This window comes from Citrobacter sp. JUb117, from assembly GCF_024809055.1.
In the GTDB taxonomy this organism is placed as follows: Bacteria; Pseudomonadota; Gammaproteobacteria; order Enterobacterales; family Enterobacteriaceae; genus Citrobacter; species Citrobacter gillenii.
Genome location: NZ_JANUFB010000011.1, coordinates 31339 through 47284 on the forward strand (window position 1 = coordinate 31339; position 15946 = coordinate 47284).

Below are 15946 nucleotides of genomic sequence, written 5' to 3' on the forward strand. Positions count from 1 at the left end.
TGCCAAAAACTCAAATCAGTGGCAAAGACGTAAAGATAAAAACGATAAAGATCACCAATAGAAACATTTTACCGATAAAATAAAAACACCGTTTTATTTATGCATTGGTTTTACATTCACCGCAAGCATACATATTTCAGCACTGATTCACAGATACAAAAAAAGCGCCTTACGGCGCTTTTTTCCGACAGCAAAAAACTTATTTGCTGGTACCCGGTACGCTGAAACGCTTGTTGAAGCGGTCAACACGGCCACCGGTAGCAACATCACGCTGTTTGCCAGTATAGAACGGGTGGCATTTACCGCACACGTCGAGGTTCAGATCGTGACCAACGGTAGAGCGGATTTTCATGACGTTACCGCAAGAGCAGTTTGCAGTAATTTCTTCGTATTTCGGATGAATATCTTTTTTCATGGGGAGAACCTCAGTTAAGGCCGCGTCGCTCTTCCAGCCCTAACGCCAGACACCACGCGATGTTAATTATTCCCCGTCACCTTTCACACTGCTGATGCGTTGCCTGCGTTCAATCACTCTGGTCACATAGTTCACTATGCTCCCAGAGATTCGCTCGCTTGCCGCCTTCCAGCCGCGCGAAACTCTCGGGTAATGGTCAGTATTTGACGCAATCAATTTGCATCAAAGGCGGCGAATCATACAGAAATTAGCCTGCTCATGCAAACTGATCCGCATTCCGCTCCTCACTAATGTGTATACTAACCCGCCAGAATTCAAGTCAGGATGATTCAATGCCCGTTGCTCACGTTGCCTTACCCGTCCCGCTACCCCGCACCTTTGACTACCTCTTACCGGAAGGTATGAGCGCCAAAGCCGGGTGTCGCGTGCGTGTACCCTTTGGCAAACAGCAAGAACGCATTGGCATTGTCCTGTCAGTTAGCGAGAACAGCGAACTGCCGCGGAGCGAATTAAAAGCGGTCATTGAGGTGCTGGACAGCGAACCGGTCTATTCGACCTCCGTCTGGCGCTTACTGCTGTGGGCCGCAGATTATTACCATCATCCCATTGGTGACGTGCTGTTTCACGCCCTGCCGATGCTACTGCGCCAGGGGCGTCCCGCCACCAACACGCCAATGTGGTACTGGTTTGCCACCGAAGAAGGCCATGCCACTGACCTGAACAACCTGAAACGCTCACCGAAGCAGCAGCAGGCGCTGGCAGCACTGCGACAGGGAAAAATCTGGCGGGATCAAGTGGCCGACCTCGAATTTAATGATGCGGCATTGCAGGCGCTACGCAAAAAAGGTCTGTGCTCCCTGGCAAGCGAAACGCCTGGATTCAGTGACTGGCGCACGCACTACGCCGTCTCTGGCGAGCGTTTAAGGCTGAATACCGAACAAGCCACCGCCGTTGGAGCTATTCACAGCGCATCGGACAGCTTTAGCGCCTGGCTACTCGCCGGCGTCACAGGTTCTGGCAAAACGGAAGTCTATTTAAGCGTACTGGAAAATGTCCTCGCTCAGGGCAAGCAGGCGCTGGTAATGGTGCCGGAGATCGGCCTGACGCCGCAAACCATCGCCCGCTTTCGTGAACGCTTCAATGCTCCGGTCGAAGTCCTGCACTCTGGTTTAAATGACAGCGAACGTCTTTCTGCATGGCTGAAAGCAAAAAACGGTGAAGCAGCAATTGTCATCGGTACCCGCTCATCGCTGTTCACCCCGTTTAAAAACCTCGGCGTAATTGTCATCGACGAAGAACATGACAGCTCCTATAAACAGCAGGAAGGCTGGCGCTATCACGCCCGCGACCTGGCGGTTTACCGTGCGCACAGCGAGCAGATCCCGATTATCCTCGGCTCAGCCACACCGGCGCTGGAAACGCTGTGCAACGTACGACAAAAAAAATATCGCATGTTGCGCCTGACGCGTCGCGCCGGAAATGCCCGTCCCGCGACGCAGCACGTGCTGGATCTGAAAGGTCAGCAGGTACAGGCCGGACTGGCCCCGGCGCTGATCGCCCGCATGCGTCAGCATCTGCAGGCTGATAACCAGGTTATCTTGTTTCTTAATCGCCGGGGTTTTGCCCCTGCGTTGTTGTGCCACGACTGCGGCTGGATTGCTGAATGTCCACGCTGCGATCACTACTACACGCTGCATCAGGCACAGCATCATCTGCGCTGCCACCACTGCGACAGCCAGCGCCCGATACCGCGTCAGTGCCCCTCCTGCGGCTCTACGCATATGGTACCGGTTGGACTCGGCACCGAGCAGCTCGAACAGGCCTTAGCGCCGTTCTTTCCCGGCGTGCCGATTTCACGTATCGATCGCGATACCACCAGCCGTAAAGGGGCGCTTGAGCAGCATCTGGCGGAGGTCCATCGCGGCGGAGCACGCATTCTTATCGGGACGCAAATGTTGGCGAAAGGCCACCACTTCCCGGACGTCACGCTGGTGGCGCTGCTGGATGTGGACGGGGCATTATTCTCTGCTGACTTCCGCTCCGCAGAGCGCTTTGCCCAGCTCTATACCCAGGTATCCGGGCGCGCAGGACGTGCCGGGAAACAGGGCGAAGTGGTATTGCAGACGCATCACCCTGAACATCCGTTGCTGCAAACCTTATTGCATAAAGGCTATGACGCCTTTGCCGAGCAGGCACTGGCCGAGCGACAAACGTTGCAGCTCCCACCGTGGACCAGCCACGTGATCGTGCGGGCTGAAGATCACAACAACCAGCAGGCACCGCTGTTTTTACAACAGTTACGTAATCTGATTCAGGCCAGCCCGCTGGCCGACGATAAGCTGTGGGTATTGGGCCCGGTTCCCGCGCTGGCCCCCAAACGTGGCGGTCGCTATCGCTGGCAAATTTTGTTGCAACATCCGTCACGAATTCGACTGCAGCATATCGTCAGCGGCACGCTGGCGTTGATCAATACCCTGCCCGAAGCACGCAAGGTCAAATGGGTGCTGGATGTCGATCCCATTGAGGGATAAGCCCTCATGATGCGAGGCGGATCGTAAAATTAAATATCCATCACACTTTTTATGAAAATTCTGTAACTGCTTCGATTCACTATCTGATAAAAATGTTTCAGATGAAGGTTACCCAGGGACAGAGCTGCTCCAGCAGCGCCCTGGCGAGGAGAAAGAGTGAAACCGAACAAGCAGGTCACTGCCGCAACGATGAAAGATGTTGCCCTGAAGGCGAAGGTCTCCACGGCAACCGTTTCCCGTGCATTGATGAATCCAGACAAAGTCTCTCAGTCAACCCGTAACAAGGTTGAGCAGGCCGCTCTGGAAGTAGGATATTTACCGCAGTCAATGGGCCGCAACGTTAAGCGTAATGAATCACGTACCATCCTGGTCATCGTCCCGGATATTTGCGATCCCTTTTTCAGCGAAGTCATTCGCGGCATTGAAGTCACCGCCGCCGAGCAGGGTTATCTGGTGCTGATCGGCGATTGCGCGCATCAGAACCAGCAGGAAAAGACCTTTCTTAACCTCATTATTACCAAGCAAATTGACGGCATGGTGCTGCTCAGCTCACGCCTGCCATTTGATGCCAGCGTAGAAGAACAGCGCAATTTACCGCCGATGGTGATGTCCAATGAGTTCGCACCTGAGCTGGAACTGCCCACCGTTCACATTGATAACCTCACCGCCGCCTTTAACGCGATGAACTATCTGCTGGAGTTGGGGCACAAACGCATCGGCTGTATCGCCGGACCAGAAGATATGCCACTGTGCCACTATCGCCTGCAAGGTTACGTTCAGGCGTTACGCCGCAGCGGGATTACCGTCGATCCGCATTTTATTGCGCGCGGTGATTTTACCTACGAAGCGGGGGCTAACGCGCTAAAGCAACTGCTTGAACAGCCTCAACCACCGACAGCCGTCTTTTGCCACAGCGACGTCATGGCGCTGGGCGCACTTTCCTACGCCAAACGCCAGGGACTGAAAGTGCCTGACGACCTGTCGATTATTGGCTTTGATAACATTTCACTGGCGGAATATTGTGATCCACCGCTGACAACCGTCGCACAGCCGCGTTTCGATATCGGACGTGAGGCTATGCTGTTACTGCTCGATCAACTCCAGGGGCAAAATGTCAGCAGCGGGTCACGTTTACTGGACTGTGAACTCATTATTCGGGGCACCACCCGGGCACTGACGTAAAGTAAAGTGCTTTCGGACTCCCCTGTCTGGTCAAAGGCCCGCCGCTTAAGTAACATGGCGGGCTGACGAACGAATAAATACAGCGAAACGATAGTGGCACAACGAGATTATGTACGTCGCGGCCAACCGGCACCTTCGCGGCGCAAAAAGAGCACCTCACGGAATAAGCAACGCAATACGCCTGCGGTTTCACCCGCGATGGTCGCTATTGCAGCAGCCGTACTCGTGACCTTTATCGGTGGTCTGTACTTCATTACGCATCACAAGAAAGAAGAGTCCGAGACGCTGCAAAACCAGAAAGTTACCGGCAATGGCATTCCGCCGAAGCCGGAAGAACGCTGGCGATACATCAAAGAACTTGAAAGCCGTCAACCAGGCGTGCGTGCACCAACCGAACCCTCTGCGGGCGGTGAAGTGCTGAATGCCGATCAGCTGACCAATGAGCAGCGTCAGTTGCTGGCGCAAATGCAGGCTGATATGCGTCAGCAGCCTACTCAGCTCAACGAAGTTCCGTGGAATGAGCAAACGCCTGCGCAGCGCCAGCAAACGCTGCAGCGTCAGCGTCAGGTGCAGCAACAGCAATGGAGCAACGCGCAGCAGCAGGCTCAGCAGCCACGCCCTCGGGCAACGGAGCAGACTCAGCAGCAGCAAACGCGTACCGCACAAGCCGCGCCGGTGCAGCAGCCTCGTCAAACGCAGCCCAAACCTGCGGCCCAACAGCCATACCAGGATCTGCTGCAGACGCCTGCACATACCGCTGCCGCTCAGCCGAAGACGCAGCCAGCAGCACCGATTACCGAAGTGCCGAAGCAGACTGCTGAGAAAAAAGATGAGCGCCGCTGGATGGTGCAGTGTGGGTCGTTTAAAGGGGCTGAACAGGCAGAAACCGTGCGTGCACAGCTGGCTTTTGAGGGCTTTAACTCCCGTATTACCACCAACAACGGCTGGAATCGCGTGGTTATTGGCCCACTCAAAGGCAAAGAAAACGCTGACAACACCATCAGCCGTTTGAAAGTAGCGGGTCACACAAACTGTATTCGACTGTCTGCCGGGGGTTGAAACCCCCAAAATCCCCCCCATCTATACTTGCATTACGCCCCGTACATCTGTGCGGGGCCTGAATTCCGTATTTGTAACCAAGGGGTCTGCTCGTGACAACAATAGTAAGCGTACGCCGTAACGGCCATGTGGTAATCGCCGGTGATGGTCAGGCCACACTGGGTAACACCGTAATGAAAGGCAACGTGAAAAAAGTCCGCCGTCTGTACAACGACAAAGTCATCGCGGGCTTTGCGGGCGGCACTGCGGATGCATTCACGCTGTTTGAACTGTTTGAACGCAAACTTGAAATGCATCAGGGTCACCTGGTGAAAGCTGCCGTTGAGCTGGCGAAGGACTGGCGTACCGACCGTATGCTGCGCAAACTCGAAGCGCTGCTGGCTGTTGCCGATGAGACTGCATCACTCATCATTACCGGTAATGGCGATGTCATTCAGCCAGAAAACGATCTGATTGCCATCGGCTCCGGCGGTCCCTACGCCCAGGCTGCGGCACGTGCTCTGCTTGAAAACACCGAGCTTGGCGCCCGCGAGATTGCTGAGAAAGCGTTGGATATTGCAGGGGATATCTGCATTTATACCAACCACTTCCATACCATCGAAGAATTGAACTCCAAAGCGTAAGGATCCCCCATGTCTGAAATGACCCCACGCGAAATTGTCAGCGAACTGAACAAACACATCATCGGCCAGGATAACGCCAAGCGTTCCGTGGCGATTGCTCTGCGTAACCGCTGGCGCCGCATGCAGCTCGACGAAGAGCTGCGCCATGAAGTTACGCCAAAAAACATTCTGATGATTGGCCCAACCGGCGTCGGTAAAACCGAAATCGCCCGTCGTCTGGCAAAACTAGCCAACGCACCGTTCATCAAAGTTGAAGCCACGAAATTCACCGAAGTCGGCTATGTGGGTAAGGAAGTTGACTCCATCATCCGCGATCTGACCGATGCTGCCATTAAAATGGTCCGCGTCCAGGCGATCGAGAAAAACCGCTTCCGCGCCGAAGAAATGGCGGAAGAACGTATTCTCGACGTACTGATTCCACCAGCTAAAAATAACTGGGGACAGTCTGAACAGCCTCAGGAACCTTCCGCTGCACGTCAGGCATTCCGTAAAAAACTGCGTGAAGGCCAACTGGACGACAAAGAGATTGAAATTGATCTCGCCGCTGCGCCGATGGGCGTAGAAATTATGGCACCTCCTGGCATGGAAGAGATGACCAGCCAGCTGCAGTCCATGTTCCAGAACCTGGGCGGCCAGAAACAAAAACCGCGTAAGCTGAAAATCAAAGAAGCCATGAAGCTGTTGATTGAAGAAGAAGCGGCGAAGCTGGTAAACCCGGAAGAACTGAAGCAAGACGCTATCGACGCCGTTGAGCAGCACGGGATCGTGTTTATCGACGAAATCGACAAAATCTGTAAGCGCGGTGAATCCTCCGGTCCGGACGTGTCCCGTGAAGGCGTGCAGCGCGACCTGCTGCCGCTGGTCGAAGGCTGCACCGTCTCGACCAAGCACGGCATGGTGAAAACAGATCACATTCTGTTTATCGCTTCCGGCGCGTTCCAGGTGGCGAAACCGTCCGACCTGATCCCGGAACTGCAGGGTCGTCTGCCAATTCGTGTAGAATTGCAGGCACTGACCACCAGCGATTTTGAGCGTATCCTGACTGAGCCTAACGCCTCCATCACCGTCCAGTACAAAGCACTGATGGCAACTGAGGGCGTTAATATTGAGTTCACGGAAGATGGCATTAAGCGCATCGCTCAGGCCGCCTGGCAGGTCAACGAAACCACCGAGAACATCGGTGCCCGTCGTCTGCACACCGTGCTTGAGCGTCTGATGGAAGATATTTCCTATGATGCGAGCGATTTAAACGGCCAAAGCATCACAATTGATGCCGAATATGTGAGCAAACATCTGGATGCGCTGGTCGCAGATGAAGATCTGAGCCGTTTTATCCTATAATCGCGTTCAATGCATTTTCATCACTGTTGATGGGGCTGATAAAGCCCCATTTTTATTGGCGCTAAATATGACTGAACAACAACAAATTAGCCGCTCACAAGCCTGGCTGGAAAGTTTACGACCTAAGACCTTACCGCTCGCCTTCGCGGCGATCATCGTCGGTACGGCATTAGCATGGTGGCAAGGGTATTTCGATCCGCTGGTAGCTCTGCTGGCATTGATAACGGCGGGGCTGCTGCAAATCCTGTCCAATCTCGCAAACGACTATGGCGATGCTGTCAAAGGCAGCGACAAGCCTGACCGCATTGGACCGCTGCGTGGCATGCAAAAAGGGGTGATCACCCAACAGCAGATGAAGCGCGCATTAATGGTCACCGTGGCCTTAATTTGCCTGTCCGGCCTGGCACTAGTGGCGGTGGCCTGCCACACGATGGCTGATTTTGTCGGCTTCCTGGTGCTCGGTGGCTTGTCGATTATCGCGGCGATCACCTATACCGTCGGCAATCGCCCCTATGGCTACATCGGCCTCGGTGATATTTCCGTGCTGGTTTTCTTCGGCTGGCTGAGCGTGATGGGTAGCTGGTATTTGCAGGCCCATACGCTGATCCCCGCGCTGATCCTGCCAGCCACCGCCTGCGGTCTGCTGGCTACCGCCGTGCTCAACGTCAATAACCTGCGTGATATCAACAGCGACAGGGAGAACGGTAAAAACACGCTGGTGGTGCGTCTGGGGGCCGTGAATGCACGTCGTTACCATGCCTGCCTGCTGATGGGGACGCTGGTTTGCCTGGCGCTGTTTAATCTGTTTTCGCTGCAAAGTCTGTGGGGATGGCTGTTTATCCTCGCCGCTCCGCTGCTTTTCAAACAGGCGCGTTACGTGATGCGTGAGATGAACCCTGAGGCAATGCGCCCGATGCTGGAACGCACCGTAAAAGCGGCACTATTAACTAACCTGCTGTTTGTGGTTGGAATTTTCCTAAGCCAGTGGTCTGTTTAACTGACAAATATCAATTAACAATTTCAATTTTTAGAATCGCATAACGCCTCGCAACCCTTACAAATAGAGGGTCGCGAGGTTTTTCCATGTTTTTCATATTTTCCGGAGATACCTCGGGGGGATACCAACGAACGGTAAACACCGTGACCTATAAGTACTAAAATCAGCGTTTCCCAGCTTACTTAACCGATCACGGGGCCTGAAGCCCAACCGTACGAGAGCATACGCTAAGTGCATTTTTTAAGCAGATTGGGCGAGTAAAGAAAATGAGGGTTTTATTTACTTTCTCCATTAATGCCAGTATCCGTGCGGTTTCCGGCATTAACTGTGCTAATAAACCCGGTAATCTAATCAACGTAAACCTGACCGACAACGCCACGACTTTGTAGATTTAAATTCATAAAGTTACGTTCTTAGCGTACGATCTCGTACGGTTGCTCCCCAAACCAGAGGGGCTTAACGCTAGAAGCGGCGTAGCCGCAGTTTGTGACAATTTCTGATATTTCCCGCATTTTTTAACAGGAAAAAATTTACTTTAAGGCGTATTAAGGTGTTTTTTACCAATGGATGATGTCTCCAATGATAAGGGAAATGAACGAGATAGACCGGGGCGGGTTACGGCTGTTTACGCTTGGTGAGATTAACTTGGCCCGTACCCTCTACGCTTTCACCATCCGCTATAACGAAGTCTGGATCCACCGCAGCAGCTATCTACCTTTCAACCTCCAAAAGAACAACTACGCCATGACGCCCAACGGCGAATTGTACTTTCAGGAAGGTACTTATGAGCCTGACTTTTCACAGCCGCATGTTAATAACGATCGCGTTGGTGGGCAGCATCTTTTTTTACATGAAATGATGCACGTTTGGCAGCATCAGCGCGGGATGATGGTAAGGATGCGGGGCCTGTTCTCTTGGGCAGTTGATTACTATTACACGTTAGATAAGGCTATACTCTTGGATTACGGCTTAGAGCAGCAGGCTGCAATGGTGGCTGATTATTGGCTGCTTAAAACGTATGGATTCGGCAACCGCTCTGATTTGTATCGCCTCAAGGATTACGATCCATCTGAGCCTGTCCTTAGCCTCATATCCCGCTATGAGAAAGTATTAGGGAGGTTCCCGCATTGAAACACTACTTTCTCATTCCTGCCTTTTTTGCGCTGGCTGGGTGTGGCGCTGGCGACAGCGTTCCCCCATGGCGTAGTTTCCCTATTATAAATAATTCGCTTTGCTTCTCTGTTAATAAATCGGACGTTCTGAGCCGATACGGCGTTTATTCTGAGCAGGGGAATGAATACAAGACATTGGCGGAAAATTCGCATGTAGCTCTCTCCTATCCTGAAACGTGCTTAAAAATACCGATAACGCCGGGCTATATCTATGCGGCTTCATACACGTTGAACGGAAAGAATTACCGTTACAACTTTTTCATTGACAGAAACGGGCAAATATTAAGCACAAAATAAGGAGATCTATAAATGTCATTACCAGCTTATATGTATATTTATGATGAAAATGGACAGCTGATCAAAGGCAGTTGCATGGCGCTGGGCCGTGAGGGTGCAATTGAAATCATGAACAGCAGTTACGGTGTGTACCAAAACACATGCCGCAACACTGGTAAGCTGATGGGTTCGCGCGAACACAACGCTTTTACCCTGCACAAAGAGATCGATAAGACCTCGCCATATTTTGCGGTTGCAGTCTGCCAAAGTAAGCGGCTGCAAAAGGCAGTAATCCACTATTACGACATCAACGAGGCGGGTGTCGAATACGAGATTTACCGAATTACGCTTAACAACATCGTAATCATGTCCGTCAATGCTGCTCATGCTTATATGCCGGGTTCCCACACTCCGGGCATGATGGAAAATATCGCCATCACCTACTCAGGCATTGAGTGGTTTTATATCGAAGGGAATATCAAATACGACGATGACTGGAGCCGCCCGGTTGGTTACAACCAGCAGCAGAGGTAAATCGAATTGGCAGGCAGATCTGCTGAAATAAAGACCACTTAGCAGACTGTCTGCAATACTCGTCGCTATTCCCGAACACGCTTACTTGCAATACGAGCGTACTTGGCCATCAAATCAACGTAAATCAAACCAATAATTCAACAACTTTATAGATTTAAATCATAAAGTTACGTTCTTAGCGTACATTTCCGTACGGTTGGGCTTCACCCCCCATCAACACATCAGTTTTATAGCCTGCTATAGCCCATTGTCTTACGGTATCAAGGGCCTTGAGCCAGTTGCCTAAATCATTATTTCTGATTTTAGTTGTTCTCCGTGTATTTCCATTCCAAAGCATTTTTGTACTTAAAATGGTTGTGGGCGGATCCGGTAACAATCTCCCACCATCTTTATCACGGTAGCTATCATATGCATAGCGATAGACAGCACGCAGAACACGTGCCCATAAATCAGCCTGGGCTTTACTGCCTTTTTCTTCACGCCTGAACGGGCCACCAAACCATATGCCCGCTCTCTGGCCTGCTCAATAGTCATATCCAGGAACTTGCCCAACGTCACACGGTAAAATTTTCCGTCGCGCTTTCGGGACACACAAAAACTTTTGCTGCCACTAGACGTAACGCGCAGCCGCACCCATTAACGACACTATCAGCATATTCAAGGCGTTTGCCGGCATCAGGGAACGGGGAGTTGCATCAGCACGGCTTTGGTGAATCTGATCGTTCTCATAGGGCTTTCTTTTATGCTCCAGCAATCTTCCGGAGATACCTCGGGGATACTTTACAGATGGAAATACGGGTAATTGTAGGTCAGTATCGGCTGTTTTAAAAATCAGCAATTAACTGTTTTTCAATGAAAAATACGAATAGTTATTGATCTGGACACTAATTAACAATTGATGATTTTGCCAACAGTACACATAGCGCGATATACTAAAAATTCTCGCAGCAACTGAACGTTGAGCCTATGAAATACGATACATCCGAGCTTTGTGACATCTACCAGGAAGATGTCAACGTCGTGGAACCACTGTTCTCTAACTTTGGGGGACGGTCGTCGTTTGGCGGACAAATCACCACGGTAAAATGTTTCGAGGACAACGGGTTGCTGTACGATCTGCTCGAACAAAATGGCCGTGGTCGCATTCTGCTGGTCGATGGCGGCGGCTCTGTCCGTCGTGCGCTGGTTGATGCCGAACTGGCGCGCCTGGCGGTACAGAATGAATGGGAAGGTCTGGTCATCTACGGTTCAGTACGCCAGGTAGACGATCTGGAAGAACTGGACATCGGTATCCAGGCAATTGCCGCTATTCCGGTGGGTGCCGCAGGTGAAGGCATTGGGGAAAGCGATGTGCGCGTCAACTTCGGTGGCGTGACGTTCTTCTCCGGCGACCACCTGTACGCCGACAATACCGGGATGATCCTCTCAGAAGACCCGCTCGATATCGAGTAATCGAAAAAGGCCATCAGCAAATTTGATGGCCTTTTATTTTCATTCATCCGATTTGTAGTGGATGACTTTCACATCATAATTCCCAGCCCTAGCTTCAACAACGACACTCATCATCTCGCGACTTGCAGGATAAGATTCAATGTATGCGTTTAATTTTTCCTCTGCTCTCTGAACATCACTCTTTGGTATCCCCGTAAAAACTATTTCACTGCGTTGAAGATGGCTACCTTCATCTGCATGGCTTACAAAAAACCAGTCGCTGGATACCCTTGGAACCTGTTTAAGAGGTTCTGGCGTTAACAGCTGATAAATTAATAAATTCTTCTGCGCATAGTTTTTTTTTGTAAAAATGCTCGCCATGAAATAACAATACAACAGCGCAAAGAAAATCATAAAACCAATAATAATACCTGATATACGAGACATCATATGCTGAGTTCCCAAACATAATCAGGATTTGCAACAGGTTTTATTACATCCATAAATAAAGGTAACTCCCCTGAATTGGGTTCATGTTTCGTCCCCTTATCTAAAGGATCGGGAAACAGTAACGGAATGACGCTTTTATTCTTAAATTCACCAACCGGACCATAGAAGTCCCATATCCGATAAGCCTTTTCTTTCGAGCATATCTGAAGATAAGAGGTGTAATCTGCGTAATGTACTGCTTGGTAAAAACCAAATAAATTCGATACCAAATCTTCGGCACTATAGCCACTATCAGTTAAATAAACGTAAGGCCAAAAATCCTGTAAGGATTCAAAGCGATGTGACGTACTTAAGAATATCGATAAAGCAACACCTTGCAGAGTTCGTTCCTGCAATCCTCGTCGCACCATAAATCTACGATATATGCCAGTATTAATATTTAGGCCATGAATGCTTTTGGACATACTTTGATGATAATTTACTTCATAAAATTCGCTATCACCACCACGAGCCCTTGTCATTTCAAACCAGAGCTTTTCAGCTCCAGCCGGATTGGCATGACCTAAATCAATCCATCCTAGATTCTCTGTATAGATAAGACCGTATCTAATATCTCTGGTGATAAATCGATCCGAATTATCAATAATATCATTTCTTTTTGTCATATCGTATTCTTTGAAATTTGGGAATTACGATATCCTAAAGTCTACATAGTAAAAAGGCATCCATAATGGATGCCTTTCTCAAGAAATCAGAATTAGACTTCTTCCATACGCCCCAGGAGAGCATGCAGACGATCCTGCCAGCCGCTCTGCTGTTCTTTCAGGCTGTTGTTCTCACGCTCCAGCTCTTCACGCTGCTGCTGTGCAGACTGAACTTCCTGCGACAGTGAGTTGTTTTTTTCTTTCAGCTCTTCGATTTCCATCTGCAACAGCGTGATGGTATCAATCGCCTGCTGTACTTTTGCTTCCAGTTTCTCAAACACTTCTAATGACATCGTCATACCTCTCCTGAATTGCAAGGCGTTGATGGATATAAATCCTCGTCCCGATAACGGTGACGCCTTAATAAAAACGCGCGTTCTCTACTTAGCACCGATTGTATGAAGCCGCGCCATCCCTGTCCAGCAGCATCCCGCGTAGATTGCGGTTTGCAACACTTTTAATCCTTGTCCTGGCGACAAACACCCTATAGCTCAAAAGTGTTAACATATTGGTTAATGAAATGATTCAGCTCACACTAGTTATGTATTACAAATACCTCGTTATGGCGCGAAAACGCTCATTTTGTTGATGCAGCACACACATTTTAATTTCGATATTTCTCGTTTTTGCTCGTTAACGATAAATTAACAGTGTGCCTACCGGGCTCCGGGGATGTCAGTGACCTTCTCGCACACAATAAACATTAATCTCTCTTCAGGATCCGATTATGAGTCAAACATCAACCTTGAAAGGCCAGTGCATTGCTGAATTCCTCGGTACCGGGTTGTTGATTTTCTTCGGTGTGGGCTGTGTTGCTGCACTCAAAGTCGCTGGGGCGACTTTTGGGCAGTGGGAAATCAGTATCATCTGGGGTCTGGGGGTAGCGATGGCTATCTATCTGACGGCAGGCGTTTCTGGTGCACACCTGAATCCGGCGGTCACAATCGCACTTTGGCTGTTTGCCTGCTTTGATAAGCGTAAAGTCGTACCTTTTATCATTTCACAAATTGCCGGCGCCTTTTGCGCAGCGGCTTTGGTTTACGGGCTTTATTACAATCTTTTCATCGATTTCGAACAAACCAACCATATCGTGCGCGGTAGCGCTGAAAGCCTCAATCTGGCAGGGACATTCTCAACATATCCAAACCCGCATATCAATTTTGTGCAGGCCTTCGCAGTTGAAATGGTCATTACCGCTATTCTGATGGGGCTGATTTTGGCACTGACCGACGATGGTAACGGTGTGCCACGTGGTCCACTGGCGCCGCTGCTGATCGGTTTATTGATCGCAGTTATTGGTGCCTCTATGGGACCACTGACCGGTTTTGCAATGAACCCGGCACGTGACTTCGGACCGAAACTCTTCGCCTGGATGGCTGGATGGGGTGAGATTGCCTTCACGGGCGGTCGCGATATTCCTTACTTCCTGGTACCGGTGTTTGGCCCGATTACCGGCGCGATTTTGGGCGCATGGGCATATCGCAAACTGATTGGTCGCCATTTGCCGTGCGATGTCTGCGCGATTGAAGAGAAAGACGTCGCGGCCAACACTCAACAAAAAGCTTCGCAGTAATGTGACTACGGGACAAAAATCATGACTGAAAAAAAATATATCGTTGCGCTCGACCAGGGCACTACCAGTTCCCGCGCGGTCGTAATGGACCACGATGCGAATATTGTTAGCGTTTCACAACGCGAATTCGAGCAAATCTACCCGAAAGCCGGTTGGGTAGAACACGACCCGATGGAAATTTGGGCGACTCAAAGCTCTACGCTGGTAGAAGTGCTGGCGAAAGCCGATATCAGTTCCGACGAAATTGCCGCGATCGGGATTACCAACCAGCGCGAAACCACTATCGTCTGGGAGCGTGAAACCGGTAAACCTATCTATAACGCCATTGTCTGGCAGTGTCGTCGTACCGCGGATATTTGCGAGAAACTTAAGCGCGACGGTATGGAAGACTATGTCCGTAACAACACCGGGCTGGTCATTGACCCGTACTTCTCTGGCACCAAAGTGAAGTGGATCCTCGACCACGTAGAGGGCTCGCGTGAGCGCGCTCGTCGCGGCGAACTGTTGTTTGGTACCGTGGACACCTGGCTTATCTGGAAAATGACTCAGGGGCGCGTACACGTAACGGATTACACCAACGCCTCACGTACCATGCTGTTCAACATCCATACCCTGGACTGGGACGACAAAATGCTGGACGCGCTGGACGTCCCGCGTGCCATGCTGCCGGAAGTGCGTCGTTCTTCTGAAGTCTACGGTCAGACCAACATTGGCGGTAAAGGCGGCACGCGTATTCCTATCTCGGGTATCGCGGGTGACCAGCAGGCCGCACTGTTCGGTCAGCTGTGCGTGAAAGAAGGGATGGCGAAAAACACCTACGGCACCGGCTGCTTCATGCTGATGAATACCGGCGAGAAAGCCGTGAAGTCTGAAAACGGGCTGCTGACCACCATCGCCTGCGGTCCGACCGGGGAAGTAAACTATGCGCTGGAAGGCGCGGTGTTTATGGCCGGCGCATCCATTCAGTGGCTGCGTGATGAAATGAAACTCATCAGCGATGCGTTCGACTCCGAATACTTCGCCACCAAAGTGAAGGACACCAACGGTGTGTACGTCGTTCCGGCATTCACCGGTCTGGGTGCGCCATACTGGGACCCGTATGCGCGTGGTGCCATCTTTGGCCTGACCCGTGGCGTTAACTCCAACCACATCATCCGTGCAACGCTTGAGTCTATCGCTTATCAGACCCGTGACGTGCTGGAAGCAATGCAGGCCGACTCCGGTATTCGTCTGCACGCGCTGCGTGTCGACGGTGGCGCGGTCGCCAACAACTTCCTGATGCAGTTCCAGTCCGACATTCTTGGCACCCGCGTAGAGCGCCCGGAAGTCCGTGAAGTGACTGCACTGGGTGCCGCATACCTGGCAGGTCTGGCCGTTGGCTTCTGGCAAAACCTGGATGAACTGCAGGAAAAAGCGGTCATCGAGCGTGAATTCCGCCCGGGCATCGAAACCACCGAACGTAACTTCCGTTACAGCGGCTGGAAAAAAGCGGTTAAACGCGCCCTGGCGTGGGAAGACCACGAAGAGTAACCCGTCATTGCGGATGGCACGGCCTACTGATACGAATCTGACGTAGGCCGGATAAGACGCGTTAGCGTCGCCATCCGGCAATATCTTCGTGCGGGGCAATCCCGCACACACATCAATAATCCCGCCCT

17 protein-coding genes are annotated in these 15946 nt (G+C 51.1%); 12 read left to right on the forward strand and 5 right to left on the reverse strand.

The window, feature by feature from the left end:
- Positions 1-199 precede the first annotated feature (199 nt).
- Positions 200-415 (reverse strand): 50S ribosomal protein L31, encoded by a 216-nt coding sequence (gene rpmE, locus M2374_RS20235; protein ID WP_096758811.1) that lies wholly within the window; start codon positions 413-415, stop codon positions 200-202.
- A gap of 332 nt (positions 416-747) precedes the next feature.
- On the opposite strand from rpmE, the gene priA reads away from it, so the two are divergent.
- The 9 genes from priA (at position 748) to M2374_RS20275 (ending at position 10130) form a co-directional block, all read left to right on the forward strand.
- Complete coding sequence (gene priA, locus M2374_RS20240; RefSeq protein WP_115259756.1) at positions 748-2946, forward strand: primosomal protein N'; 2199 nt, start codon at positions 748-750, stop codon at positions 2944-2946.
- Positions 2947-3102: 156 nt separating this feature from the next.
- Positions 3103-4128: a DNA-binding transcriptional regulator CytR gene (gene cytR / locus M2374_RS20245; protein WP_117343662.1), complete on the forward strand. Its 1026-nt coding sequence runs from the start codon at positions 3103-3105 to the stop codon at positions 4126-4128.
- Between the two features lie 93 nt (positions 4129-4221).
- The gene (ftsN, locus tag M2374_RS20250) at positions 4222-5187 is read left to right on the forward strand and encodes a cell division protein FtsN (RefSeq protein ID WP_153880618.1); all 966 of its coding nucleotides are present in this window, start codon (positions 4222-4224) and stop codon (positions 5185-5187) included.
- 92 nt (positions 5188-5279) lie between these two features.
- A complete protein-coding gene (hslV, locus tag M2374_RS20255; protein WP_003028805.1) occupies positions 5280-5810 on the forward strand; it encodes an ATP-dependent protease subunit HslV in 531 nt (176 codons plus the stop codon).
- A gap of 9 nt (positions 5811-5819) precedes the next feature.
- A complete protein-coding gene (hslU, locus tag M2374_RS20260) occupies positions 5820-7151 on the forward strand; it encodes an HslU--HslV peptidase ATPase subunit (RefSeq protein WP_096758815.1) in 1332 nt (443 codons plus the stop codon).
- Between the two features lie 67 nt (positions 7152-7218).
- Positions 7219-8148, forward strand: a complete 930-nt coding sequence (gene menA / locus M2374_RS20265; protein ID WP_137400467.1) for a 1,4-dihydroxy-2-naphthoate polyprenyltransferase — start codon at positions 7219-7221, stop codon at positions 8146-8148.
- A gap of 579 nt (positions 8149-8727) precedes the next feature.
- Entirely contained in the window at positions 8728-9279 is a 552-nt protein-coding gene (locus tag M2374_RS20270; RefSeq protein ID WP_137400468.1) for a type IV secretion protein Rhs, read from the forward strand.
- Entirely contained in the window at positions 9276-9617 is a 342-nt protein-coding gene (locus M2374_RS22400; protein WP_220137863.1) for a putative T6SS immunity periplasmic lipoprotein, read from the forward strand. The genes M2374_RS20270 and M2374_RS22400 overlap by 4 nt, the downstream gene beginning before the upstream one ends.
- Before the next feature lie 12 nt (positions 9618-9629).
- Positions 9630-10130 carry a type VI secretion system tube protein TssD gene (locus M2374_RS20275; RefSeq protein WP_016155257.1) on the forward strand — a complete coding sequence of 167 codons (501 nt, stop codon included), beginning with the start codon at positions 9630-9632 and terminating at the stop codon, positions 10128-10130.
- Between the two features lie 345 nt (positions 10131-10475).
- Here the strand turns inward: M2374_RS20275 and M2374_RS20280 are convergent, their stop codons facing one another.
- Complete coding sequence (locus tag M2374_RS20280) at positions 10476-10763, reverse strand: Arm DNA-binding domain-containing protein (protein WP_228758166.1); 288 nt, start codon at positions 10761-10763, stop codon at positions 10476-10478.
- Between the two features lie 333 nt (positions 10764-11096).
- Between M2374_RS20280 and rraA the strand changes: the two genes are divergently transcribed.
- On the forward strand, positions 11097-11582 hold the full coding sequence (rraA, locus tag M2374_RS20285) for a ribonuclease E activity regulator RraA (protein WP_115259760.1): 486 nt from the start codon (positions 11097-11099) through the stop codon (positions 11580-11582).
- 39 nt (positions 11583-11621) lie between these two features.
- Here rraA and M2374_RS20290 read toward each other — a convergent pair whose 3' ends face one another.
- The 3 genes from M2374_RS20290 to zapB form a co-directional block, all read right to left on the reverse strand.
- On the reverse strand, positions 11622-12011 hold the full coding sequence (locus M2374_RS20290; protein ID WP_117343659.1) for a hypothetical protein: 390 nt from the start codon (positions 12009-12011) through the stop codon (positions 11622-11624).
- Positions 12008-12676 (reverse strand): hypothetical protein, encoded by a 669-nt coding sequence (locus M2374_RS20295; protein WP_181688584.1) that lies wholly within the window; start codon positions 12674-12676, stop codon positions 12008-12010. The genes M2374_RS20290 and M2374_RS20295 overlap by 4 nt, the downstream gene beginning before the upstream one ends.
- Before the next feature lie 92 nt (positions 12677-12768).
- Complete coding sequence (gene zapB / locus M2374_RS20300; RefSeq protein WP_115259761.1) at positions 12769-13014, reverse strand: septal ring assembly protein ZapB; 246 nt, start codon at positions 13012-13014, stop codon at positions 12769-12771.
- Positions 13015-13442: 428 nt separating this feature from the next.
- On the opposite strand from zapB, the gene M2374_RS20305 reads away from it, so the two are divergent.
- The gene (locus M2374_RS20305) at positions 13443-14288 is read left to right on the forward strand and encodes an MIP/aquaporin family protein (RefSeq protein WP_096758820.1); all 846 of its coding nucleotides are present in this window, start codon (positions 13443-13445) and stop codon (positions 14286-14288) included.
- Positions 14289-14309: 21 nt separating this feature from the next.
- The gene (gene glpK, locus M2374_RS20310) at positions 14310-15818 is read left to right on the forward strand and encodes a glycerol kinase GlpK (RefSeq protein WP_096758821.1); all 1509 of its coding nucleotides are present in this window, start codon (positions 14310-14312) and stop codon (positions 15816-15818) included.
- The last annotated feature ends 128 nt before the right edge of the window (positions 15819-15946 follow it).

Bases quoted from the DNA above. Each gene is read 5' to 3' on its own strand.
- rpmE (WP_096758811.1), bottom strand. From the start codon at position 415: ATGAAAAAAGATATTCATCCGAAATACGAAGAAATTACTGCAAACTGC.
- priA (WP_115259756.1), top strand. From the start codon at position 748: ATGCCCGTTGCTCACGTTGCCTTACCCGTCCCGCTACCCCGCACCTTT.
- hslU (WP_096758815.1), top strand. From the start codon at position 5,820: ATGTCTGAAATGACCCCACGCGAAATTGTCAGCGAACTGAACAAACAC.
- menA (WP_137400467.1), top strand. From the start codon at position 7,219: ATGACTGAACAACAACAAATTAGCCGCTCACAAGCCTGGCTGGAAAGT.
- M2374_RS20270 (WP_137400468.1), top strand. From the start codon at position 8,728: ATGATAAGGGAAATGAACGAGATAGACCGGGGCGGGTTACGGCTGTTT.
- M2374_RS20275 (WP_016155257.1), top strand. From the start codon at position 9,630: ATGTCATTACCAGCTTATATGTATATTTATGATGAAAATGGACAGCTG.
- rraA (WP_115259760.1), top strand. From the start codon at position 11,097: ATGAAATACGATACATCCGAGCTTTGTGACATCTACCAGGAAGATGTC.
- M2374_RS20290 (WP_117343659.1), bottom strand. From the start codon at position 12,011: ATGATGTCTCGTATATCAGGTATTATTATTGGTTTTATGATTTTCTTT.
- M2374_RS20295 (WP_181688584.1), bottom strand. From the start codon at position 12,676: ATGACAAAAAGAAATGATATTATTGATAATTCGGATCGATTTATCACC.
- zapB (WP_115259761.1), bottom strand. From the start codon at position 13,014: ATGACGATGTCATTAGAAGTGTTTGAGAAACTGGAAGCAAAAGTACAG.
- M2374_RS20305 (WP_096758820.1), top strand. From the start codon at position 13,443: ATGAGTCAAACATCAACCTTGAAAGGCCAGTGCATTGCTGAATTCCTC.
- glpK (WP_096758821.1), top strand. From the start codon at position 14,310: ATGACTGAAAAAAAATATATCGTTGCGCTCGACCAGGGCACTACCAGT.